Consider the following 24,528-nt stretch of genomic DNA (forward strand, 5'->3'; position numbering starts at 1 on the left):
CAATCAACGTTCTTTCATGACCAAGATATGACCGATTAGCGCATGACTCAAGGATACAAAGATTAGCATTTCACCCATTACTAAAAAAGAATTCGATTGCTTCCAGCGCTTAATTTACGAGCACGCAGGCATCTATTTAGCCCCCGAAAAAAAAGTCATGGTTGCCGGAAGGCTCGCCAAACGCCTGCATTTTCACGGACTGACTAGCTACGGGGAATATTTTCGATTACTGAGCAAACCCGAATTTGCCGATGAATTTCAAATAATGGTTAATTTTTTAACCACTAATGAAACATATTTTTTTCGCGAACCCAAACACTTCGAATTTTTGCGAACAACTCTTTTAAAATCTTGGCAAGGAGAAAATTTTAACGCCTGGAGCGCGGCTTGTTCATCAGGGGAAGAGGCTTACTCGTTGGCTATGATTCTGGCGGAGACATTGGGTCGAAAGAGATGGACTATACTAGGTTCCGATTTGAGCACGCGCGTACTCGACATTGCTCGAAACGGCATCTACCCGATGGCCCGCTTGGAACAAATGGACCCCGCCTTACTAAAAAAATACTGTTTGCGGGGCGTGCGCTCGCAAGAAGGCTTTTTTCGGGTTGACGAGTCGTTGATCGACCGAACGCACTTCGAGCAAATCAACCTGATGCAATCGCTACCTAACCAGCTTACCAAACACTTCGACCTGATTTTTTTACGCAATGTTTTGATTTATTTCGATCAAAATACCAAAAAAGCGGTTGTCGAGCGCATAATCAAAGCACTGAAACCGGGCGGTTATTTTTTCATCAGCCACTCCGAAAGCCTGCATCGGATAACCAGCGACCTGGAAATGATCAAACCATCGATTTTCAGAAAAAATGATCGTTCAACCTTATAAAGAAACTCGCCGCGTGATTATCGAACCCGGCGAGTACTATGTCAGTACCAGCGGCGAGTTAATATCGACCTTGCTGGGTTCTTGCGTCGCTGCATGCCTCTTCGATCCGGTCAACAAAATAGCGGGGATGAATCACTTTTTACTCGCCTATCAGCATCATTCCCGAAGCCGTCCGATTATCGAAACCGAGGAAGGCCGTTACGGACTTTATGCCATGGAGCTTTTGATCAACGATATGATGAAAAAGGGGGCAAAAAAATCGCGAATTAAAGCCAAATGTTTCGGTGGCGGCAATGTACTACACTTACGTAGCGACAAAACCGATAAACTATCCGTCGGCGAAGTCAATATCGAATTTATCAAAACATTCTTGGCACAAGAAAAAATACCGATACTGGCGGCGAGCTTCGGAGGCACGGTAGGCCGTAGCATTCATTTCGTCAGTAGCGATTTTTCGGTATACGTCAAAACCATTGAAACCTCGCTCACACAACAACTGGAAAAACAAGAGCGCTCTTTTTGGAAAAAACGCATTGATGCACAAGAAAAAATCAAATCGGACGTGGAATTTTGGTAAGGCTATGTTTGCGTTAATAGTTGAAATTAATACTATGCGAATGCCGAAAAGACTGTAGAGTACACTGTGCGTACCACAGGAGATCCGCCCGTAGCTTAACGTGCTCTCATGGGTTCCGTTGTGCCGACATTAGGTACGCATAGCGTACCCTACAATTCGTTTTGAGTTTACAAGTGTTTCCGGTAGTGGGGGCAACTATTACCGCATACTTAGCCTTTGGTAAGGCGGCTCAACCGATTTATGCCCAAGCCCTTAATATAAAAATGCAAAGCATGAATATCATTAAAGTTTTCATCGTAGACGACTCGGCCGTCGTTAGACAGGTTCTCACACAATTGTTCGAAGGCACTGCCGGCATCAGAGTTATCGGATCGGCGCCCGATCCGATTTTTGCCCTGCAAAAAATGGAAAAAGAGTGGCCGGACGTAATCGTGTTGGATATCGAAATGCCGCGCATGGACGGCGTAACTTTTCTCAAGAAAATCATGCTCGAACGCCCGACTCCGGTCGTCATTTGCTCGACGCTCACCGAAAAAGGCGCCGAAGTGACGATGCAGGCAATGAGTGCCGGAGCGGTCGACATCATCACTAAGCCTAAGGTCAACCTGCGCCACTTCCTTGAAGAATCCAACACGCTGATTATCGATGCAGTGAAAGCCGCGGCCCATGCCCGGGTTGGTAAAATAAAAAGCATGCCTTCAAACACCGAGCCCAAACCGAAACAAAATGCCGATGCGGTCATCGCCCCTTCACATTTAAAGCCCCTATCGGAAACGACCGATAGGGTGATTGCCATTGGTACTTCGACGGGCGGAACTCAGGCCCTGGAGTTTGTACTGACCAAGCTCCCTCGAACCTCGCCGGGACTGGTGGTTGTACAGCACATGCCCGAGGCATTTACCGCTGCCTTCGCAAAGCGGCTTGACGGCCTTTGCCAAGTCTCCGTCAAGGAAGCCGAAACCAACGACCGGGTCATTCCCGGACAAGTTCTGATCGCCCCGGGGGGCAAACACATGCTAATGCGCCGTAGCGGCGCACAATATCGCGTCGAAGTCAAGGACGGGCCGTTGGTCAGCCGGCACAGGCCGTCCGTGGACGTTTTATTCCGCTCCTGCGCCCAATCAGCCGGCCCGAACGCCGTCGGTATCATCATGACCGGCATGGGCGACGACGGCGCGAAGGGTATGAAAGAAATGTTCGATGCCGGCGCGTTCACCGTCGCGCAAGACGAAGCCTCCTGCATCGTATACGGCATGCCCAAGGAAGCGGTGAAACTCGGCGGCGTCTCCAAGACCCTGCCTTTACATTCGATACCTGAACTTATCGTCAATTCTTCAACCGGAACGCCTTTGGGCAAAACTTCGAATACGGCGGAATGAATATCGGCAAATAAGCCTTAATCCTGAATTCGGCAGTTTAACCATGAAGGACATGAAGTTCATGAAGGATTCCAAGAACTTACCAAATCCTTCTCGCTAACCTTTTTGGTGAGCGAAAGTTCTATACAAACGCGTAATAAGCTATTGAATTAACTTCCTATTCTTCATGATCTTCATGGTGAAATGCTTTTTCTAGGTTAATTTAGGCTATGCTCGCGTTAATAGTTGAAATTAATACTACGCCAAGTTGATGTAGGGTACGCTGTGCGTACCTCAATAGACTCGCCCGTAGATTAACGTGGCCTCATGTGTGCTCTGCACCGACATTAGATACGCGCAGCGGACCTTTCGTATAATCGATAGGCGACCTCGCCGGCCGTTTTATCTTTCAGAAGCCGCCAGTTTTCGGGCATGCCGGTGAGATCGAGCCCGATTTCCGTTTCCAAGTAGATTTTAGCCTGCGCGGACAACCAGCCCTTATCCTCGAGCCATTGACAGGTTTGCACAGCGAGACTTTTGCCAAACGGCGGGTCGAGAAAAACCAAGTCGAACGATTCGACGTCACCGGCCAAATAACGGAAAACATCCTGATTGACGATTTTGATTCGGTCGGTCGATAAAATAACGGCATTCTCTTTTAAATGCCGGCAAGCCTGTGGGTTGTTTTCGACCTGTACGACCGATTTTGCGCCTCGCGACGCCGCCTCGAAACCCAACGCTCCGCTGCCTGAATAAAGATCCAGGCAACGGCTGCCATAAATATCGCTTCGCAACCAATTGAACAAGGTTTCCCGAACTCTTGCCGGCGTCGGGCGCAATCCCGGTGCGTCGGTAAAACGCAGATTGCGACCGCGCCATTCGCCGGCGATGATTCTTAGCTTGTTTTGCACGGATTTATTGCGCTTCGCCGACGGTAATTGTTTGCAATAGCTCCGAATCGACCCGCCGCTGAAACGCGTCCTTGATCGCATCGACGGTCACTGCATTGACCTTCTCCTGGAAGGTATCCAAATAGTCGAGCGGAAGATTATAAAAACCGATCATTTCAACATAACCGATCATTTTGCTGTTGGTATCGAAACGCATGACAAAACCGCCGGTGATGTTTTGTTTTGCGGCTGTGAGTTCTTCCTCGGTCGGCCCGTCTTTAATAAATTCGGTCAAGGTTTGATTCAAGACTTCCAACGCTTTGTCGGCTTGATCGGTCCGGGTTTGCAGGCCCATCGCAAAAGGTCCTTTGCGATACATCGGTGCAAAATAACTGTAAGTGTTATACGCTAGACCTCGTTTTTCCCTGACTTCCTCGAATAATCTCGAAACCAGCATGCCGCCGCCCAGTATGTGATTGCCGACAAATAATGCGAAATAGTCGTCGTCATTGCGATAGGATCCCGGCAGACCGCTCATTACATGAGTTTGCGCGGAAGGAAACGCGATATGTTTGCGGCGGCCTTGCTTGGGCATCGCCACTTCCGGTAATTCGGCGGGTTTTTGTCCGACCGGTAATTTCGCCAACAATTTCTCGGCGGTTTGTTCAGCCTGTTTACGGCTCATATCGCCGACGATGGCTACCATCGCATTGGTAACCACATAATATTTGCTATAAAAGCTTTTAAGATCCTTGGCCTGCAAAGGTTCTACAGTCTCAATTTCGCCGGCACTTGGATGCGCATAGGGATGTTGTCCGTAAACCGCTTTATAAAAGGCAATATCGGCCAGTGTTGACGGCGAAGATTCGCGATGTTTTAAACCGGCCAACGTGCGCTTTTTTTCGCGCTGAAAATCGGCTTCCTCAAAGCGCGGTTGAGTTAGGATGGTTTGCATCGTTTCGACCGACTTATCGAACAGTTTCGGATCGGTCAAAGTCCGTAGCGACAGCCAAGCCATATCGCGGGATACGCCGGTTCCGAAACGGGCGCCGACGCTTTCGAAACGCTGTGCGATTTGATCGGCATTCCATTCGCCGGCGCCGGTATCGAGAAGCCCGGAAGTCAACGCGGCGATCCCGAATTGCTTGCCGTCGCGGGCACTGCCAGCATCAAAAGTCACCCGAATATCGGCCATCGGCAGATTTGGAGCGGGTACGAAATACACTCTAGCCCCCTGTTTGGTTGTCCAGTGTTCGATGTTTGCCGCAGCCCAAGAGGCCTGTCCTGTCAGCATCAATAACAGACTGATCAAAGCGATACGCATTATTTGCTCTCCTTAATTTTTTTATTGCCGGTTTGTTCAGCGATTGGTTGCGGCACTAAATAGGCCACGCTCAAATTGTTATCGGTAAAATATTTTTTAGCGACTTCTCGGACTTGTTCGGCGGTCACCCGATTGACCTTGTCGACATATTCGTCGGCTTTTTGCCAACCTAAACCGACGGTCTCATTGATGCCCAGTTGCATGCCTTGATAAAACATCGAGTCGCGCTCGTAGGTGGCATTCGCGAGCACCTGCGCTTTGATCCGCTGCAATTCTTCCGGTTGCACCAACTCATACTTGAGTTTTTCGATTTCTTCCTTTAACGCCGCTTCCAATTCTTGGTGACTCTTTCCTTGTGCAGGCGTCGCGTCAAACATAAACAATTCATCGAGTCTGGAACTCAAGTTGTAGCCGGCCCCGGCCGCCACAGCGATCTGTTTGCCCCTCACTAATCCGGATTCCAAGCGCGCACTGCTGCCGCCGTCCAAAATACCCGCCATCACTTCCAATGCATAGGCTTCCCACTCATGCTCGGCCGTATTCAGCACAGGGACTTTATACCCCATGACCAGATACGGCAGTTTGTCTGGCAAATTGACGATCATGCGCCGTATGCCGAGTTGTTCGACTTCGGTTTGCGGCTTCACCGGCGTAATGTCACTGGGCTTGAGCGGTCCGAAATATTTTTCGGCCAACGCGAACACCGCTTTCGGTTCGACATCGCCGATCACGACCAATGTGGCGTTATTCGGCGCATACCATTTTTGATACCAGGCCTCGAGATCGGCAATCGTGTAGTTCTCTATGTCTGTCGGCCAACCGATAATCGGATTTTTGTAGGGGCTGTTCGAATAAGCCAGTGCGGCGAAATGTTCCTGGATTTTGGAGCGAGGCTTATCGTCGGTGCGCATCCGACGCTCTTCGTAAACGACTTGCAGTTCCTTTTGCAATTCCTCATCCAGCAGTTTGAGATTACGCATCCGATCGGCTTCCAGTTTGAAACTGACTTCTAAACGGGATTTTTCCATCGTCTGGAAATAAGCCGTATAATCGCGACCGGTAAAGGCGTTTTCATTGCCGCCGTTGGCCGCGATGATTCGGGAAAATTCGCCGGGTTTGAGCTTGTCGGTGCCTTTGAACATCATGTGTTCAAGCATGTGAGAAATACCGGTAATGCCGCCCGGCTCGTAGCTGGAACCGACTTTGTACCAGACTTGGGATACCGCGACCGGCGAACGGTGATCTTCTTTGACCAGGACTTTTAAACCATTGTCTAAAATCCGCTCATGTACTTTAACCACCGCTTGTGCCGGCAACAAAAACATACCGGATAATACCGCACTCGCAATTTGCAACTTCATAACATCCTCTCTGTAGTAAGGTTAACGCGTCCGACTATTTGATAAATCAATAGTTCACTGTATTCTATAGCTTAATATAAATGTTGGAATATTTTCGATAATGACTAACCCATCCGCCCTACTCTCCTGGCGTGACTATCTTGAACTGTGCAAACCGAAAGTAGTTGCCTTAATCGTTTTTACTGCTGTGGTCGGCATGTTGCTGGCCGTGCCCGGCATACCGCCCATCGACACTTTGCTTTATAGCACCGTTGGCATCGGACTCGCCGCCTCGTCCGCCGCGGCGGTTAATCACTATCTCGATCAGAATGCCGACGCTCTAATGGGTAGAACGCAAAACCGTCCATTGCCGAAAGGCTCGTTGCACTCAGTGAATGTCATCATTTTCGCATCGCTACTCGGCCTATTATCGATGCTTCTATTAGGCCTTTTGGTTAATCCGCTGACTGCTTTTTTAACGTTATTGTCACTGATCGGTTATGCGATCATCTATACCGTCTATCTAAAACGCATGACGCCGCAAAACATCGTGATCGGAGGCGCGGCCGGCGCAGCGCCTCCGGTTTTGGGGTGGTGCGCGATGACCGGCGAAGTGCATCCTTATTCGTTGCTATTGTTTTTAATCATTTTCGTTTGGACACCACCGCATTTTTGGGCACTGGCAATCGCCCGCCGCGAAGAATACGCGAAAGTTAAAATTCCGATGTTGCCAGTCACGCACGGCCCCGAATTCACAAGACTGCAAATATTACTGTATACGGTGCTACTCTTATTGGTGACATTGCTGCCTTATTTAACCGGCATGAGCGGGCTGATTTATCTCTCCGTTGCGGTTCCCCTGGGCCTCGGTTTTATTTATTATGCAGTTTTGATGATGCGCCACAAGGACGACCGAACGGCAATGAAAACCTTCGGTTTTTCCATTATTTATTTGATGCTGATGTTTGCCGCGTTATTGATCGATCACTATGTGGTAATTGGACTGTAATCTGCCATGACAAGACAAGAACATCCTTTTGCTCACTATATCCGCATTCTCGGTAAAGGCAAAAAAGGCTCGCGCCCGCTGACCCGCGAAGAGGCCTATCAGTCGATGCGCATGATTTTGACCGGCGAAGTGCTGCCCGTGCAATTGGGCGCATTTTTGATGCTGTTGCGGGTTAAAGAAGAAACCCCTGAAGAGTTGGCCGGTTTCATTGAAGCCGCCCGCGAAACCTTTAGTCGTTCCGACGACGAATCTCCCGCCGACCTGGATTGGTCTTCCTACGCCGGCAAACGACGCCACCTCCCCTGGTTTTTGTTGTCGGCATTATTGCTCGCGGAAAATGGCATCAAAGTCTTCATGCATGGCGCCGGCGGCCATACCGAAGGCCGAATATATACGCACGATGCTCTGAAATACCTCGGCATCGAGCACGCCGCCTCCTTGCAAGAAGCGCGGCAACAACTCGAAGAACGGAACTTCAGTTATTTGCCGCTGGAATACTTCTGTCCGAAACTTCATGAAATCATCGAATTGCGCCCGATCATGGGCTTGCGATCACCGGTACATACGCTCGCCAGAATGTTGAATCCTTTTAATGCCAAACACAGCATTCAGGCGATTTTTCACCCGGGTTACCGGCCGGTGCATCAGGAAGCGGCCTTATTACTGAATGACCCTCATGTCGCGGTATTCAAAGGCGAAGGCGGCGAAGTCGAACGCAACCCCGACGCCGATTGTTTGGTGCAAAGCGTTAAGCATGGCGAATTATACGATGAGCAATGGCAGAGAATATTCGAGCGTCGCCATGTTAAATCCGAAACACTCAACCCTAACCAGCTCGCTGCAGTCTGGCAAGGCGATATCGTGGACGAATACGGAGAAGCGGCCGTTATCGGTACCGCGGCGATTGCTTTGAAGCTGCTAGAAAAAGCGGACAGTCAAGAACGCGCTATAAAGATGGCCGAAGATTTTTGGCGGAGCCGCAAGCCGTTTGGATGATGACTCGCGGAGAAAACCGCTTGAATAGATTGCAACGACTCCCTTTTGATTGAAAAAACCGTTTAAGCAGCTACCCTTTAACCATACCCGGATTATGAGGGGAAAACCTCGGGATACCTTCAACAAAGGTTTTTTCCAAGTAATTGTATTCCAAACCTAATAAGGTATTCCCGTCCTGATAATTCACCCATACGACCTTAACTTCGCCGAGAAGGTCGAGTCTTTTAAAGTTAAACGCGGCAATTGCCCCAGGCTCCACGTCAATACGCTCCGGTAACGTAACCATTAAGCCGTCTACCGATACATTAATCGTGTTGAAATGGTAATTATGGCCGTTAAGAATTATGAGTCCCGGCGCCTCCAATTTTTTCCTGTAAGCATGCCTTGCATAAAACAAGTTTTCTACATCGTGCTCGACATTTCTGAAATCCAACGCCAAATAAATCCGACCATCAATTATATCGGCTCGAACGATTTCGGCTTCGCCGGCAAGCCGCATTTCTTGCAGGTAGATATCAACGATAGGCGATATCTTTATTGTTTTGAACAGATCTTCAACATCATTAATGCGTTCATGATCGTCCAATTCAGCCAACAGACCGGTGATTGAGATATTGCTTAAGGTCATCGGAAGTTCTTCCCCATCCAGATAAATTAATCCATGGGAGGTTAGTTTTTTCCGATAATGGCGTTTTTCGTATGGCATTGTTAACCTACATTACATTCATTACATTTTTGTACGACTTCGTTATTGAAGACATGGAGTCGAAAGAAACCGGTATCTATACCTTTATCGCTCTTCAAATTTCGGCAGTGCCTTAAGAGGCGCCGGCGTGTTCGGTCGATTTTTACTCCTCGCTAAACACACCTATCGCCCCCGTCATTATTCACACCCCTATCGTTCCAACGCTCTAGCGTGGGAACGATAATTGACGGGGAACTGAACAGTTACTCTCACCCTTGTTGATTTTCAAATTGGGGACTTGCTGACAATAACCGTAAAATAAACAACGCTATTCTCTATTTCCAAACCGTAAAGGGCAAGTATTATGCTCTTACAATGAATATTAAATAATGACTAGTGTAGACTAATATTTATATTTTTCGCTTCGAACCTCGTCTTTCAGAATTTGATTGTCTATTTTTTATGCTGCTATCCATTAGATCGTTAAAAATAATTTTAATGGCTACCTCGTTTCTTATTTTACAAGCCTGTACCACGGCTCCCCCTAAAAACACAGAAAACATTTGCGAAACTTTCAGAGAAAAAAGCAACTGGTACAAACACGCCAAAACCTCTTATCAAAAATGGGGGGTACCTATTCCCGTTCAAATGGCGATCATTCATCAAGAATCTCGCTTTGTTGCCGATGCCGCCCCGCCAAGACGGAAATTATTAGGTTTCATACCTTGGTTTAGAAAAAGTAGCGCCTATGGATATGCTCAAGCACTGGACGGTACTTGGGGCGACTACATGAAACATAACCGTCGCTGGAACGCTGACCGCGAAGACTTTGCCGATGCAGTCGATTTTGTCGGCTGGTACAATCACATGAGCTATAAAAGACTCGGATTAGCTAAATCGAACGCTCGGCAACTATACCTGGCCTATCACGAAGGTCATACGGGATACCGGCGCCGAACGTTTTTGCAAAAACCCTGGCTACTAAAAGTTGCCGATAAAGTCGACCGCAAAGCCCGTATTTACGATTCGCAATTAAATTCATGCTGGAACGAATTTGAAAGCAAGAGCTGGTTTTTTTGGTAGACTATATTGCTTGTTCACAGTTGCGAACAAGCGACATCACCGGCAAAAAAAGGACAAACCGGTGTTGGAGTTAGAAGGCGCCAACCTACTGACATCCGAGCAAGAAAGATTAACTATTTTATTGGGATTAATAAACAAGCTTCTTGCTTTTTCTCGCGACTTCTCCAAAAATGGATGCAATTCCTTATAACTTACGACAGGAGGAAAAAATCTGTGACTAAACTGCATATCCGCGTTTTTTCAGTTTTTACCGCTATTATCATAGGATTTACGATGTTCTCAATGGCCAATGCGACCACCCCACAGGAAAATAAAGAAGCAGGCGAAGCCTTTCTTGCCGAAAACGCCAAAAAGGCAGGCATAAAAACCACGGCGAGCGGCCTTCAATATGAAGTTCTGAATGAAGGAAGCGGTGCCACGCCAAATGCCTCCGATAATGTTACCGTTCATTACAAAGGCACCACAATTAGCGGGGAAGAATTCGACAGTTCATATGGCCGAGGCGAACCCGCCACATTTCCGTTAAACCGAGTCATTGCCGGCTGGACGGAAGGACTGCAGTTAATGAAGGAAGGCGCTAAATACCGTTTTTACATACCCTCCGATTTGGCTTATGGCGAACGCGGCGCCGGCCGTGCAATTGGCCCTAATGCCACACTCATATTCGATGTTGAACTGATCAAAGTTCAATAAAGTCAAACGTCCCGTGTGTTTGGCAAGAATGTCGGCAGGTATTGCCGACATTCGAAGTAGCCAGCTGTATATCAACCCATCATCTATGTACCTACTCTCACGGAGCTTGGCAAGTCAAAAAATTTGCGGTGTTTCGAATAACCCGCCCTCGCGTGACGAACACCGCGTATCATTTCGCAATTCACCCTGAGTCACCAGGTACGCGTAGCGTACCCTAGAATTCACTTTGAATTTCTAAGTGCTTAAGGTAGTGGCGGGTATTTTCAACTATGATCGAATACAATGCCTTTATCTAGCCCCATGCAAACGAATCAATAGCACGGCCTCATCACGACTAATTCCGAATTTTTGTATCAATTCAGCCGCGTCTGCGCCGCTTCGCACCTTTTGAATGATCGCGTGATAAGGCTTCGCTTCTTCCTCTCTTTGTTCAAAGTCGTTGATTTTTTCGGTTAATTCCTTGAGTAATTCAGCCGTCTCGGCTAATCGATTATCGACGCCGACCGATGCCGAACATAAACCGACAATATCCAAATTATGATTATTCAGATGTTCCGCCAAGGCTCGATAGTTGCGTTTAAGCTTAATATGATCGACTGTTAACCATACCAACAAAATCGACATAACGCTCAGTACGGCAAGACCGGCATATAAAATTTCATTCATCAAATAACTTCGTCGATATGCTGAGCAGGCCCTGTATCGCCTTGCTGCTCCGGTTTTTTCTGGTTCCCACGGTCCTCCGTGGGAACCCATACCTTGGTTTCCGAGGCAAGATCAGTATGCATTCCCACGCTGGAGCGGCGGGAACGAGGAATCAAACAACTTCGTCAATGTGTTGAGCAGGCCCCGTATCGTCTTGCTGCTCCGGTTCAGAATCCTTTTCCTGCTCGTTTTGTTGTTTTTTCTTATCCGGTCGATCTTCGTCATTAGTGACTTTAGCCGGTTTAATAACCGGATATGTCGGTACTATCGGTTGTATTTCGATCATGACCGCCTCTCTTAGCCGCGGCTCAAGGAAGTTGATGTTTTCAGGTTACAATTAACTTCAAAACATATCCAATTCCGCTTTCTCTTCATCGCTTAAAAACTTATTTAGGTCGACTAGAATCAATAATTCATTATCTCGACTAGTCACCCCTTGAATATACCTAGAAGTTTCTTCATTGCCGACGTTCGGAGCCGTTTCAATATCGGACGATCTCAGCTCAACGACTTCGGCAACGCTATCGACCAAGATGCCGATAATATGCGATTCGGTTTCGATTATGACAATGCGCGAATTATCGTCGGTCTCCTTCGACATCAAACCAAATCGATTGCGCGTATCGATCACCGTTACGACATTGCCTCGCAAGTTGATGATGCCCAGCACATAAGACGGCGCACCGGGAACCGGAGCGATTTCTGCAACCCGCAGCACTTCCTGCACTTGCATGACATTGATGCCGTACTTTTCATCACCGAGACGAAAAGTTACCCATTGCATCACCGGATTGTTTTGTTTTGTGTCAAATTCACTCATTCGCGATCACCGCTTCATTATTCAAAGTTATTATTTTTTGCAAACCGTATCCGCCCAACTACTAACCCTTCACTCTATAAAAAGAATATTGTCCACGAAACACACGAAAATCACGAAATTTAAAAACTATAGTTACGCACAACGTACCATTTCACAAGTCTTCCGTAGAATCCAAGCCTAAAAAAGGTAAGCGATTCGCCCCTGGACGCTGGAGCGTCCAGGGCTGCGTTCCCACGCTGGAGCGTGGGAACGATAACCTTTATCCTTTAACCTTTCTTCTTTCCCCTTTCATCTTTCATCTTTCTTCGCGGCGTCAACTGCTCGACATCGATCACGGCGGTCAATTCCTCGATTACTGTTCCAATCAACCATGGCCGCTGCTTACGATGGGTTCGCCAACGAACTTGCTCGGGGCGCACTTTGCCGATCGACAGAAGTTCATCGCAAGCCAAGCCCCAATTGCCATCCTGGGTAATTAACATACTTTTAAAAGGCTGCTCGATTAAGTTTCGTTTATTCGCATAGCCTTTTCCTAAAATCAATTGCCCGGAATCGAGAATACCGATTTTTCGTTCCTGGTCTTCCAGCAAACCGATAAACCACGAGGGTTGCCCAGGAATTTTAGTAATCGTCTTATCGAATTTAATGGCTCTGGATAACTCAACCAAAGGCGTTGCCAGTATGAGCTGGCCTATTCTAAAAAATAAGGCTTGGAATTCATACTGCGCCCAAGACGGCATAACCGCAAGCGGCATGGTAGGCTTTGGAACCAATTGCAGTTCAACCAAGGCCGACGTCTTGGCAATGGTCTCGCTTTTTTTCTTTATTTTTGATTCGACATGTGCTGTCGGTTCGGGCGCTTTTGCCTTAGGTGCCGATGGCATAGTCACCTCGGCTTCCTCAGTCGGCATTTCCTCCAACAGGGTCTTTAAATAGCTGTCGAGAGCCAATTCCTGGTGAATAACCTGTTGCTCGATATCCAATTTGTTATCGCTAAGACCCTTCATTAAACTGCCGCCGTTTCTTTGACAGTTTGATTATCATGCAATAACAAGCGATCCAGCAAGGCCGAGTAGGCCTCCACGGCTTTCGATTCCGGCCAATAAATCGATAGCGGAATCCCTTGCGTGCTGGCATCCCTGATTTTTGTATCGATCGGTATGATCGAATTCCAAAGATAATCCGGATATTGCTGTCTCAACACCCCAAGGCTTTCTTGAGCGGCGCGCGTTCGTTTATCGAACATCGTCGGTACAATCGTGTATCGAGGCGCATGCGTACGTGATTTATAAACCATATTGAGCGTATGCATCATGCGCTCAAGCCCCTTGACAGCTAAAAATTCGGCTAACACCGGCATAATTAATTGCTGACATGCCGCCAGTGCATTAATCATCAAAACGCCGAGCATTGGCGGGCTATCGATGATGACGTAATCGTAACGACCGGATACCTTGGCTAAGGCATTATTGACTACCAATCCCATACCGCCCATCGATGCGACTTGTCGGTCCAACGTTGCAATCGCGGTCGCGGCCGGCAACACAAACAAACCGTCGAATTTAGTTTCTACAATATAAGGTTCGGGCCCCGCGTTTTTCTTTTTCAAACTGGCATCATGAAAAAGATTGTATACGCTAGCCTTGACTTCATCGGGATTCATTTTGAAATAACTCGTCAATGCGCCGTGCGGGTCTAGATCGACCAATAATGTACGAAATCCCCAGGAAGACAATAAACCGCCGAGCGTAACGACGGTCGTCGTTTTGCCTACACCGCCTTTCTGATTGGATACCGTCCAGACCTTCATAAAATGCCTTTCAACTTAAATTCATTAGCTAAACCGCAAAAAATCGGTTCTCGAAGATTTTCCTGTTCCCACAGTCCTCCGAAGGAACTCATAACTTGACCGCCAGAGCAAGTAGGAACAAAGAAGGATATACCCACCACTATGGGGAGCCTTGAGTATTATTCATTTCAGCTTCGGTAACCGGCGATATATTCAGTAACTTCGCTCTTTCTTCGTCATCCGCGCCGTAACGAGCAAAAGCATGCGACATCAACACCACCACAACCCTTCTATTTTGAAATCGACCTGCCTCGCTACTGTTATCGGCTATCGGATGAAATTCTCCATAGCCGACCGCCGACAATCGTGACGGCGCTATCTCTTCGTTGACGAACTCCCTTACTACGCTAGTCGCTCGCGCCGAAGACAACTCCCAATTGGATGGGAATTTAACAGTACTAATCGGGACCGTATCGGTATGCCCCTCGACATGAATGACATTCGGCATGCGTCTGACAATTTCCGAAACTTTTTTCAAAATCGGTAAAGCTTTTGGCGATAACTCAGCCTCGCCGCTCGCAAATAACAGTTCGCTATTCATTTCTAGCTCGATCCAAAAGTCATGTTTTTTAACCGCCACCAAATCCTTTTCGATAAATGGCGCCAAGACTTCCGACATTTGTTCGGATGCTTCAATCAAATTGCGACGCTCACGGAGGATTTCCTCACTAAGCTCATGCTTTTTTTCAACCTCTTCCAAAGTCGGATGGGGTAGCTCGATCGGTTGAACTGTCATCGGCTCTTCACCGATTTGGATCGGCTGCACCACGGTAAAAGGGGGGGCTGCTTTATCGGAAATCGCCGATTCCGATTGCCTTTTCGAAAAGGCCTCGCCCAATGAGTCGGACAGTGTTTTATATTTTCCCTCGTTGACCGACGAGATTGAATACATCACGACAAAAAACGCAAATAATAAGGTAATAAAATCAGCATAGGAAATCAGCCATCGCTCATGATTTTCAGGTTCGGCCAATTCTTTTTTTTTTCGCCGCATCACGCCCCTCCGAGCTAATCCCGGTTTTCGATTAAAAAACCGGATAATTTCAATTCGATATTTTTTGGATTTTCTCCCTCGGCAATCCCTACGATGCCCTCGACCAACAATTCCTTAGCCTGTGACATTATCAATATTTGCATCTTCAATTTGTTTGCAACCGGCAAAAAAATCAGATTGGCAAAGCCAACACCATAGATCGTCGCAACAAATGCCGTTGCAATACCGGATCCCAGTAAACCAGGCTCGGCCAGATTTTTCATGACATGAATGAGACCGATCACGGCGCCGAGAATACCGATTGTCGGCGAGTAGCCGCCCATGGCTTCGAATACTCTGGCCGCCTGTAAATCACTAAATTCCCGAGTACTAATCTCTAATTCCAAACAATCCCGAATCACTTCCGGTTCGCTACCGTCGACTAATAGCTGTAAACCCTTGATTGCGAAAGGATCGATTTCGGTATCGAGAACCGACTCCAGACCCAACAGACCTTCTTTTCTGGCCAACGCGCTCCATTCGACCATTTTATTGACTTGTTGCTTAAATAATTGCTTTTGGGGCTTGAAGATCCATAAACTGAGATTGAGGCCTCGCAAGAATACTGTCGGTGGAAATTGCAACAATGTAGCGCCTATTGTACCGCCCAAAACGATCACTAAGGCCGGTCCGTTTAGCAGTGCCTCAGCATGTCCGCCGTCCATTATCGTTCCGCCGACGATCGCCACGAAACCCAAAACAACGCCAATGAGACTTAAGTAATCCATTATGTGATCCGACTTAATTGCCGTCCTATTTCATCGAGGCTGTAAACATTATCGGCTAAGCCTGCATCGATAACCGCTTTGGGCATACCGTATATCGTGCAACTTTCCTCGTTTTGCGCCCAAACTATCGAACCGACTTGTTTCAGTTTTCGAGCGCCTTCTTTACCATCCGACCCCATACCGGTTAAAACCACAGCCAACACTGCATCTTGAAAATGCCGAGCGACTGAAGCTAGTGTAATATCGGCACATGGACTGTAAATCTCTCCGGCTATTTTCGGCCTTAAAACAATCGACTTACGCACGCCGGAGCCTTTTAATTCCAATTGCATTCCTCCTGCCGCAACCAACGCCGTTCCCGGCTCCAAAATATCGCCATCGCGTGCTTCCCTAACCTTGATACGGCATAATTGATCCAACCGCTCGGCAAAACTAGCCGTGAAGTTTTGCGGCATATGTTGAACAATGATCACCGGCAACGGACATGACTGCGGGACTTGACTTAACACTTGCTGCACCGCAACAGGACCGCCGGTCGAGGCGGCAATCACCATAATGCGTAACGCGCCCAATTGTTTCGCTGTTTGCTGAATCCCTGGCTTAGCCGGTTTTTCAAGCGATTTTTCTGCCGGTTCGGTTTTATTCTTAGCCGGCGCTCCGCTGCTTCTTGTTTTGCTTTTTCCGGCTTGCAAGGCAACCATGCGTACTCTTCGCCGAAGCAAGCGTTTGGCCGTTTCTCGGTCGGCATCGATCTCATCCAGTCGCTTCGGTAAAAAATCCACCGCACCGGCATGCAAAGCATCCAATGTCGCTTGCGCGCCTACCTGAGTCATTGCCGAAAACATCAAAATAGGGGTCGGCGTTTCCGCCATGATGCGTTTAACCGCAGTAATGCCGTCCATCAACGGCATTTCAATATCCATCGTTATGACATCGGGCGATAAGGCAGCCGTCAGCCTGATCGCTTGTAAGCCGTTATTGGCAATACCCACCACTTCAAATTCGGCGAGTCCTTCGCCATCTTTCGACTCCTCAAGGATTTCTTTGATTCTTTTACAAATAAACCCGGAGTCGTCGACTATCAGTACCTTAACGGCCATGAGAACTTATAATTAATCCTATTTGAGCCAAAAATGTCTAATATTGAAAAGGTACAGATTTGTTTGGCGATCGATCCCCTTCCAACAGTTGAAGAAATTATTTCATGCACGTTCCTATACGCCAACTGATTTACTTATCGGATAGAGTTTCGATGATTTAGAGCTGGATTCCCCGACAGAGACATACCTCGAATCTGACATAATTAAACGACTATTCGCAAAGATAAGAAGTATTAGCTTGCATATCGCTTCATTAAACCGGGCACGTCGAGAATCAGTGCAATGCGCCCGTCGCCGGTGATTGTCGCCCCCGAAAGTCCGTCCAAACCTTGCAATTTCGCACCCAAAGCTTTAATAACAACTTCTTCCTGACCAATTAATTGATCCACGACAAAACCGACTTGACGCCCACCGGCATTGACCACAACGACATGTGCAGAAGCTTGTTTATTTAGTACATAATTCGGGTCCTGCACGAGCCATTCGCCGAGATAAAATAGCGGTAGGGCTTTGTTTCGAACCATGACGACCTGCTGTCCATCCACGACATTAGTCACACGAAGATCCAGATCGAGAATTTCCATCACGCTACCCAACGGTAATGCGAAAGCTTGATCGGCTAGCTTAACCATCAATGTCGGCATGATCGCAAGCGTCAAAGGTACCTTGATAGTAATCGTAGTACCGACGCCTTCCTTTGAATCAACCTCGACCGCACCGTTCATTTGAGAAATGCGGGTCTTTACAACATCCATACCGACGCCCCGCCCCGAAACATCGGAAATCTCGGTTTTGGTCGAAAATCCGGGCATAAAAATTAAATTAAAACATTCGCGTTGATCCAGTCGAGCGGCAGTATCGGCATCCATTAAACCCTTTTCGACGACCTTGGCCCGCAAAGCATTGGCATTCATGCCCTTACCATCATCCTTTATCGATAACTCGATATGATCGCCTTGCTGCGAAGCGGTCAACACGACGACGCCTTCGGTCGGCTTACCCGCCGCTGCCCGCTCTTCCGGGCTTTCGATACCATGATCGACCGAATTTCTCACTAAATGCACCAATGGATCGGCCAAAGCTTCGACTAAGTTCTTGTCGAGATCGGTTTCTTCTCCAACCAATTCCAGTCTAATTTGTTTATTGAGACTACGCGCCAAATCCCGAACAACACGCGGAAATCGACCGAATACTTTTTTAATCGGCTGCATTCGAGTTTTCATGACCGCTAATTGTAGATCGGCTGTTACAACATCGAGATTGGCAATTGCCTTGGCCATCTGATCATCGCTCTCGGATGCAGATCTAAGCGTCTGAAAGCGATTTCGTACCAAAACCAATTCGCCGACCATGTTCATGATATCGTCGAGCACCTGAGTATCGACCCGAACGGTGGGCTCAATTTGCGGTGCGGCTGGATGAGCAGCTTTTGATGAGGCGGTTTTTTGCTCTTTAGCGCCATGCTGCTCTATCGAATAAGTAGCAGACGACGGTTTGTCTTTGTTGTCGGGAACGGATTCGGCGACAGGTTTCTTTTCCGACGCCTTAGGCGCTTGATCGCCGGTTTCGGCAACCGCTGAAGGATTGAACTTCCCTTTACCATGCAATTGATCGAGCAAATTTTCGAATTCGTCCTCGGTAATCTCATCGGAATCCGAAACCGCCTGCACCGATTTTTCGGCGGGTATCGATACCGTTTCAGCACTTTCCGATTCGGCTCCTGCATTCGATGCGGTTTCGCTTCGACCGGATTTGGGCGATGTCGGCGAACCACCTTTGCCATGCAATGCATCGAGTAGTTGCTCGAATTCATCTTCGGTAATTTCATCGGCTGCCGAAGCCGGTTGCGATTCACTTTGCGTTATTTTAGGGGCGGTCGGCGAAGCTCCTTTACCATGCAAAGTATCGAGCAATTGCTCGAACTCTTCCTCGGTGATTTCATCGGAGCCCGAACTATCATCAATGCTAGCAGATTCCTCGTCGGCCATATTCAGCATCGATTCGAATTCTTTCTCGACAATATCGATTTCATCGACGGAGGCAATCGGCGATGGCTCTTGCTCTTCCTCTCCCCTTTGCTCGGGTGTTTCCGCTTCGAATGCTTTACCGGGGGACGTAAAAGCCTGAAGTTTGTTTAGCAATGCCGGCGATGCTGATTCAGGTTCTTGTCCGGCACGGATCTGACCGAACATTTCGTTAACAATATCGAGCACCTGAAGCACGACATCCATTAATTTAGGATCGACTTCCCTATCGCCTTGTCGAAGCACATTAAAGACATCTTCAGCTTTATGGCAAATTTCAACCAGGGGGTCTATCGCTAAAAATCCGGCACCGCCTTTGACGGTATGAAAACCTCTAAATATGGCATTGAGTAAATCGTAATCATTGGGCATCTGCTCGAGTTGAACCAACTGCTCGCCCAATAATTCAATTATTTCACCGGATTCGACTAGAAAATCCTGTAAAATTTCGTCGTCCAGATCAATCGCCATAATTCAATCCTCAAAAACCCAAGCTGGATAGCAAATCGTCAACATCGTCTTGGCTAGTCGCCACCTCGTCTTTTTTATCGTCAACACCGGGCACGACCGGGCCCGGCAATTCGACGCTCGACATAGCCGCCTCTCTCGAAGTCGCCTTAACGCTTGATAAACGGATTAAGTCGACCATGCCGTTTTCCAAGTCTTCGACCATTGCTATCACGCGCCGGATGATTTGTCCGGTAATGTCTTGAAAACCTTGAGCCATTAAAATATCGTTGAGCCCGTTTTGCATAATTTCCAGCGATTTAACCGACTCATTAAAATACTCAGTGATTTCCTGACTCATGTCTTTGAACTCTTCGAAAGGCATTTTTCGAATCAAGAAACGTTCCCAGTTTTCGGCGAGTCTGGTGGCTTGTTCGTTGAGCATTCGCGCAACCGGAACGATATCCTCGACAACGGTCAAGGTTTGATCGGCAGCTTGTTCTGTCATCGTAATGACATAACGCAATCGTTCCTTCGCATCCGGAATTTCCTGCGCGGCAATCTCGGTGATTTTTGAATCCACGGAAAAATGTACCATGGCGTCGTGCAATTGCCGGGTTAATCGACCCACTTCAATAAACAACTGGCTTTCGCGGATTCCGGCTATTTCATCGAGAATTCTGTCGGCCGTTTGCTCGTCTCCTTCTTCTAATGCCTTAAGCAGGTCTTTAACCTGATTGAGGCGATCTTTATCGGTCATTAAATCCCCTCAGACTTAGCTGTCTATGCGTTCAAAGATTTTTTCGATTTTTTCTTTGAGCGTCGCGGCGGTAAACGGCTTGATGATATATCCATTGACGCCGGCTTGAGCCGCCATAATAATTTGCTCTCGCTTAGCTTCGGCCGTTACCATTAAAACCGGCAACGTGGCAAGATCCGGGTCGGATCGAACGGCTTTAAGCAAATCCAATCCGGACATGCCAGGCATATTCCAGTCCGTCACTAGAAAGTCGATGCCTCCGGCTTTTAGTCTCGGCAGAGCGGTTTTACCGTCATCGGCTTCGGCCGTATTAGTAAAACCCAAGTCCCTAAGCAAGTTCTTTATAATACGTCTCATCGTCGAAAAATCATCCACAATGAGAATTTTCATATTTTTATCCAAGGATAGTCTCCAACCCACTCAACTTAATAAATAAAACCTTTTTAACGTTTGATGCTACGCATCGCATATCTTTTTCAATAGCATGGCCAATCCCCTTGACGCTCTTTCCCAAGCTCCAGCTTGGGAAACACACCCCGGAAACTCCCCCTTCGACAAGGCTCTCCTGAGCGCTGCCGAAGGGCTCAGGGCAAGCCTTCGACAAGGCTCTCCTGAGCGCAGCCGAAGGGCTCAGAGCAAGAGCTTCCTGAGACCGACACAATCTCCGCACATTCTCAATCAACCCGGACTTGCTCGTTAAATCTTCGTTGATTGTAGGGAAGCTAGAGCGTCTCGGTCTTCATTCCCACGCTGGAGCGTGGGAACGATAAGGGGTGTGAATAATTACTCCTGAACAGATTATACCTCTCGCACTTGAAATTTCGGCATTGCCTAAGGAGCGCCGGGGTGTGCGGCCCCTCACCTAACGCTAGGTGAGGGGCCAGCATGGAGCTGCTGGCATAGAGCCTACTAGGATGTATTCACCCAGCACCTAAATTATCCAAGATAGTTAACCATAGCCAATGGACTATGGAATTTAGGTGCTGGGTTCACGGAGTCCTTTGACGGACACCCCGGCGCCGAATTTTGATCTGCGATGGGTATACCCAAGCTAGAACCAGGGTAACCGCACAAAATATTTAGTGCAAAACAAAACGTTGGGAACGGGTTCACAAAAGATCTACGATAAGCATAACGTTCATGCCTGCACAGCCTCATTCAAACGCCATTATCATGGCCTTCACGCCAGTCCGCAAGTCTCGCTCGCAATCTCAACATGGCCTGACTGCTGATTTGACTGACGCGGGACTCGCTGACATTTAATACTTGACCGATTTCGCGTAAATTTAATTCTTCGACATAATACAATGAAACCACCAACTGTTCGCGCTCGGGCAAACTTCGAATCGCATCGACTAAAGCCTGATTGAATTTTTCTCGGCTTAATCGGTTCAACGGATCATTTTTTAATGGCTGATCATCGTAAAAAGCCGCATCGCCTTCTTCGGACAACTCCTCGACACTCAAGGTACGACAGCATTGCGTGTCTTGCAATATGCGTCCATATTCGTCGGCACTGATCCCCAAATACTCGGCTACCTCGCCATCGCTGGCATCGCGGCCGGTTTTACTTTCGATATGCCTTATCGCATCAGTCACCATGCGCGCTTTTTTATGAACGGAACGCGGGGTCCAATCGGATCGTCGAACTTCATCGAGCATTGCCCCCCTAATGCGAATACCGGCATACGTGTCGAAACTGGCGCCCTGGGAAGCATCAAAATGCTTGATCGCATCCAACAAGCCGATCATTCCGGATTGAATCAAGTCTTCGACCAACACCGTTTCAGGCAATTTAGCCAATAAATGATAGGCAATGCGTTTAACTAAAGGCACATGCCGCAGCACTAGGTCTTCTTTTTCACCCGATTGCACCGACGCATACATGGCCGCTCCCTTCATGCAACATCCTTTTGTGCGCCGTATTGAATCATGCGCTCGATAAAGAACTCAAGATAACCGCCCGCTTGTCCTTTGATCGGCCAGCTATTGATTTGTCTTGCCACATTTTTCAAGGCCAAAGAGGCTTTACTGCGCGGATAGGCAGCGATGACCGGGCTTTGTTGCTGAACGGCTTTGCGTAAATATTCGTCATAAGGTACCGCACCTGCAAACTGTAACGTCACATCCAGATAACGGTCGGTGACTTTCGTCAATTTTTGAAAAAGATTCTGCCCTTGCTGTGCACTTTGAACCATGTTGGTCAAAATATGGAAGCGGCTCAAGCCGTAATCACGATTCAAGAGCTTAATGAAGGCATAGGCATCGGTTAAAGAGGTCGGCTCGTCGCACACGACAACGATGACTTCCTGGCAAGCACGGGCAAAATTAATGACGCTGGACGATATACCCGCCGCCGTATCGACAATCAGCACATCCAAATCCTGATCGATATCGCTAAATGCCCGAATGACTGCGGCTTGCTCGACAGTCGATAAATCAGACATATGCTGCAAGCCCGAGGAAGCCGGAATCACTTGCAAACCGGACGGGCCGGTCACGATAATTTCATTCAATGTCTTTTCACCTTTCAATACATGCGAAAGATTGAATTTCGGATACATACCCAGCAACACGTCAACATTGGCAAGCCCCATATCGGCATCGAGCAAAGCAACTCGCTTGCCTTGTTCAGCCAATGCCAAGCCCAAATTGACCGATAAATTGGTTTTCCCAACGCCGCCTTTACCGCTAGTGATTGCGATGACCCGAACGGGATTCGTTTTTTTCATTCTTCTGATTCCAGCTGCCTGATCGAATGGATTATGCATAACCTTGCGCCACCCAGTCGTCATAATCAAGTATCGCATTATAATCGCTTTCTTGCTCCGACTCTGCTGCGCACTGCTCAATTAATTGCTTGGCCGAAGCCGCATGCAGATCCTCAGGCACTTGTTGTCCGTCGGTAACATAAGATAGCGGCATGCGCTGTTCGATTAATGCCGATATTGCCGCCCCCTTGGTCGCTGCTTCGTCAAGTTTAGTCAATATGCCTGCTTCAGGCTGAAAAATTTGAAAGGCTTGAATAATCTCTTTCATCGCTTTGTATTGCGTCGCGGCGGACATCACCAAATAAGGTCGAATGCGTAGGTCCTCGTGTTGTAACGTTTGGATTTGCTCGGCCAAGCGTTGGTCCCGCTGACTCATTCCGGCGGTATCGATCAAAATAAGACGCTTATCGGCAAAGCCGTCGATCAAATTTCGCAGTTGCTCGGCATCGGCCGCCACGCGAACGGGCACATCGAGAATCCGACCATAGGTATTGAGTTGATCATGCGCGGCAATACGATAATTATCGGTCGTGATCAACGCGACTTGTCTCGGCCCATGTTTCAAAATGAAGCGTGCCGCCAATTTAGCGATCGTCGTAGTCTTACCGACACCCGTCGGGCCCACTAACGCGGCGATTCCACCATAATCCAAAAGCGCATCATTGTATACAGGTAGCACGTTAACCAACATTTCCTGAGCTTTTTTAAACGCCGGCTCGATGGTTTGATAATTACTCAAGCGACCGGCGACTTTCATACTCAAATTTTTGGCTATCCCCATATCGACCAAACGATGCAACAATTCGACCCGCACCGGATTGCTTTGACTGTTTTGCCGCCAACCGATTTCCGATAAACGGCTATTCATCGTCATCTTCAGCGATTTCAATTCCTGAAACATGTCTTTGATAAGCTGATCGTTCGCACTGTTTTCCCGGGCGACCGGAACGGGCTCTTCGGTCCGCGCCGACATCACCGTTTTCTCCTGAACCGCGGGTACCGACTCGTCGGGAATTTCCTCTATTTTTGCAGATACAACCGGCACCGGCTTCGTTACCGGATCGGGCTGCAAACGACGCGGGCGATTTATTTGCATTTTTTCCGCATAACCCAAATATTCGTCAAAATCCCGACGCAACGGACGCGGAGGTACCGAGCCGTCCGCTCCTTTTTTTCGAGTGCTGCTAATAATCTGAGCCGATTTGTTTTCAGCCGCAAAATCCTGTAACGGGGGCTGTTTGACTTCGGGGTTTTGAGCTTTCCGCTCAGCCGAATCTTTTTGCAATTTACTGTGAATGAGTTGCTCGTCAAAATCGCGGGCGGCGACGATTTCCACGCCGCCATCGACCGAGCGATTGGACATGATCACCGCATCGGCACCCAACTCATCTTTAACCATGCGCATCGCTTGGCGAATGTCCGATGCAAAAAAACGTTTGATTTTCATTGT

The 24,528-nt window shown here is 48.0% G+C and carries 26 protein-coding genes; 8 read left to right on the forward strand and 18 right to left on the reverse strand.

Translation table 11 applies throughout. The annotated features are described in order from the left end of the window. Positions 1-76: 76 nt before the first annotated feature. The 3 genes from WJM45_RS16125 (at position 77) to WJM45_RS16135 (ending at position 2,842) form a co-directional block, all read left to right on the forward strand. The gene (locus WJM45_RS16125; RefSeq protein ID WP_341328962.1) at positions 77-886 is read left to right on the forward strand and encodes a protein-glutamate O-methyltransferase CheR; all 810 of its coding nucleotides are present in this window, start codon (positions 77-79) and stop codon (positions 884-886) included. Next, positions 867-1,463, forward strand: coding sequence for a chemotaxis protein CheD (locus WJM45_RS16130; RefSeq protein WP_341326088.1), 597 nt, complete (start codon positions 867-869; stop codon positions 1,461-1,463). Before WJM45_RS16125 ends, WJM45_RS16130 begins: the two co-directional genes overlap by 20 nt. Before the next feature lie 272 nt (positions 1,464-1,735). Beyond that, complete coding sequence (locus WJM45_RS16135) at positions 1,736-2,842, forward strand: chemotaxis response regulator protein-glutamate methylesterase (protein WP_341326089.1); 1,107 nt, start codon at positions 1,736-1,738, stop codon at positions 2,840-2,842. A 326-nt stretch (positions 2,843-3,168) separates the two neighbouring features. On the opposite strand, the gene rsmD is transcribed toward WJM45_RS16135, so the two are convergent. Genes rsmD through WJM45_RS16150 form a run of 3 tightly spaced genes read right to left on the reverse strand, consistent with a single transcriptional unit; the run spans position 3,169 to position 6,396 of the window. Next, positions 3,169-3,732 (reverse strand): 16S rRNA (guanine(966)-N(2))-methyltransferase RsmD, encoded by a 564-nt coding sequence (gene rsmD, locus WJM45_RS16140; RefSeq protein ID WP_341326090.1) that lies wholly within the window; start codon positions 3,730-3,732, stop codon positions 3,169-3,171. Between the two features lie 4 nt (positions 3,733-3,736). After that, entirely contained in the window at positions 3,737-5,035 is a 1,299-nt protein-coding gene (locus WJM45_RS16145) for a pitrilysin family protein (RefSeq protein ID WP_341326091.1), read from the reverse strand. Then, the gene (locus WJM45_RS16150; RefSeq protein ID WP_341326092.1) at positions 5,035-6,396 is read right to left on the reverse strand and encodes a pitrilysin family protein; all 1,362 of its coding nucleotides are present in this window, start codon (positions 6,394-6,396) and stop codon (positions 5,035-5,037) included. The genes WJM45_RS16145 and WJM45_RS16150 overlap by 1 nt, the downstream gene beginning before the upstream one ends. 100 nt (positions 6,397-6,496) lie before the next feature. On the opposite strand from WJM45_RS16150, the gene cyoE reads away from it, so the two are divergent. Beyond that, on the forward strand, positions 6,497-7,384 hold the full coding sequence (gene cyoE, locus WJM45_RS16155; protein ID WP_341326093.1) for a heme o synthase: 888 nt from the start codon (positions 6,497-6,499) through the stop codon (positions 7,382-7,384). Positions 7,385-7,390: 6 nt separating this feature from the next. Further along, a complete protein-coding gene (locus WJM45_RS16160) occupies positions 7,391-8,380 on the forward strand; it encodes a glycosyl transferase family protein (RefSeq protein WP_341326094.1) in 990 nt (329 codons plus the stop codon). Positions 8,381-8,450: 70 nt separating this feature from the next. Here the strand turns inward: WJM45_RS16160 and WJM45_RS16165 are convergent, their stop codons facing one another. Continuing rightward, on the reverse strand, positions 8,451-9,008 hold the full coding sequence (locus tag WJM45_RS16165) for a PilZ domain-containing protein (protein ID WP_341326095.1): 558 nt from the start codon (positions 9,006-9,008) through the stop codon (positions 8,451-8,453). Between the two features lie 71 nt (positions 9,009-9,079). Here WJM45_RS16165 and WJM45_RS16170 point away from each other — a divergent pair, with 71 nt between their 5' ends. From WJM45_RS16170 to WJM45_RS16180, 3 genes are all read left to right on the forward strand, one after another. Continuing rightward, entirely contained in the window at positions 9,080-9,202 is a 123-nt protein-coding gene (locus tag WJM45_RS16170) for a hypothetical protein (protein WP_341326096.1), read from the forward strand. A 361-nt stretch (positions 9,203-9,563) separates the two neighbouring features. Next, complete coding sequence (locus tag WJM45_RS16175) at positions 9,564-10,148, forward strand: transglycosylase SLT domain-containing protein (protein ID WP_341326097.1); 585 nt, start codon at positions 9,564-9,566, stop codon at positions 10,146-10,148. 273 nt (positions 10,149-10,421) lie between these two features. After that, complete coding sequence (locus WJM45_RS16180) at positions 10,422-10,841, forward strand: FKBP-type peptidyl-prolyl cis-trans isomerase (protein ID WP_341328963.1); 420 nt, start codon at positions 10,422-10,424, stop codon at positions 10,839-10,841. Positions 10,842-11,129: 288 nt separating this feature from the next. On the opposite strand, the gene WJM45_RS16185 is transcribed toward WJM45_RS16180, so the two are convergent. From WJM45_RS16185 to flhF, 14 genes are all read right to left on the reverse strand, one after another. Continuing rightward, positions 11,130-11,507, reverse strand: coding sequence for a DUF2802 domain-containing protein (locus WJM45_RS16185; protein WP_341326098.1), 378 nt, complete (start codon positions 11,505-11,507; stop codon positions 11,130-11,132). A gap of 151 nt (positions 11,508-11,658) precedes the next feature. Beyond that, entirely contained in the window at positions 11,659-11,832 is a 174-nt protein-coding gene (locus tag WJM45_RS16190) for a hypothetical protein (protein WP_341326099.1), read from the reverse strand. A gap of 57 nt (positions 11,833-11,889) precedes the next feature. Then, the gene (locus WJM45_RS16195; RefSeq protein WP_014149575.1) at positions 11,890-12,366 is read right to left on the reverse strand and encodes a chemotaxis protein CheW; all 477 of its coding nucleotides are present in this window, start codon (positions 12,364-12,366) and stop codon (positions 11,890-11,892) included. A gap of 266 nt (positions 12,367-12,632) precedes the next feature. Continuing rightward, a complete protein-coding gene (locus WJM45_RS16200) occupies positions 12,633-13,373 on the reverse strand; it encodes a chemotaxis protein CheW (RefSeq protein WP_341326100.1) in 741 nt (246 codons plus the stop codon). Then, complete coding sequence (locus WJM45_RS16205) at positions 13,373-14,176, reverse strand: ParA family protein (protein WP_341326101.1); 804 nt, start codon at positions 14,174-14,176, stop codon at positions 13,373-13,375. The genes WJM45_RS16200 and WJM45_RS16205 overlap by 1 nt, the downstream gene beginning before the upstream one ends. Positions 14,177-14,315: 139 nt before the next feature. Continuing rightward, positions 14,316-15,209, reverse strand: coding sequence for a flagellar motor protein MotD (gene motD / locus WJM45_RS16210; protein ID WP_341326102.1), 894 nt, complete (start codon positions 15,207-15,209; stop codon positions 14,316-14,318). Between the two features lie 14 nt (positions 15,210-15,223). After that, entirely contained in the window at positions 15,224-15,976 is a 753-nt protein-coding gene (locus tag WJM45_RS16215; protein WP_341326103.1) for a flagellar motor protein, read from the reverse strand. Beyond that, positions 15,976-17,076 (reverse strand): chemotaxis response regulator protein-glutamate methylesterase, encoded by a 1,101-nt coding sequence (locus WJM45_RS16220; RefSeq protein WP_341326104.1) that lies wholly within the window; start codon positions 17,074-17,076, stop codon positions 15,976-15,978. The genes WJM45_RS16215 and WJM45_RS16220 overlap by 1 nt, the downstream gene beginning before the upstream one ends. Positions 17,077-17,309: 233 nt before the next feature. Then, positions 17,310-19,571, reverse strand: coding sequence for a chemotaxis protein CheA (locus WJM45_RS16225; RefSeq protein WP_341326105.1), 2,262 nt, complete (start codon positions 19,569-19,571; stop codon positions 17,310-17,312). 10 nt (positions 19,572-19,581) lie between these two features. Then, entirely contained in the window at positions 19,582-20,307 is a 726-nt protein-coding gene (locus WJM45_RS16230) for a protein phosphatase CheZ (protein WP_341326106.1), read from the reverse strand. Between the two features lie 15 nt (positions 20,308-20,322). Next, positions 20,323-20,709 (reverse strand): chemotaxis response regulator CheY, encoded by a 387-nt coding sequence (cheY, locus tag WJM45_RS16235; protein WP_341326107.1) that lies wholly within the window; start codon positions 20,707-20,709, stop codon positions 20,323-20,325. 756 nt (positions 20,710-21,465) lie between these two features. Continuing rightward, positions 21,466-22,209: an RNA polymerase sigma factor FliA gene (locus WJM45_RS16240; RefSeq protein WP_341326108.1), complete on the reverse strand. Its 744-nt coding sequence runs from the start codon at positions 22,207-22,209 to the stop codon at positions 21,466-21,468. Beyond that, positions 22,206-23,039, reverse strand: a complete 834-nt coding sequence (locus tag WJM45_RS16245; RefSeq protein WP_341326109.1) for a MinD/ParA family protein — start codon at positions 23,037-23,039, stop codon at positions 22,206-22,208. The genes WJM45_RS16240 and WJM45_RS16245 overlap by 4 nt, the downstream gene beginning before the upstream one ends. Before the next feature lie 31 nt (positions 23,040-23,070). Beyond that, positions 23,071-24,525, reverse strand: coding sequence for a flagellar biosynthesis protein FlhF (gene flhF / locus WJM45_RS16250; RefSeq protein ID WP_341326110.1), 1,455 nt, complete (start codon positions 24,523-24,525; stop codon positions 23,071-23,073). Positions 24,526-24,528: the final 3 nt, after the last annotated feature.

Source organism: Methylotuvimicrobium sp. KM2 (assembly GCF_038051925.1).
Classification (GTDB): Bacteria; Pseudomonadota; Gammaproteobacteria; order Methylococcales; family Methylomonadaceae; genus Methylotuvimicrobium.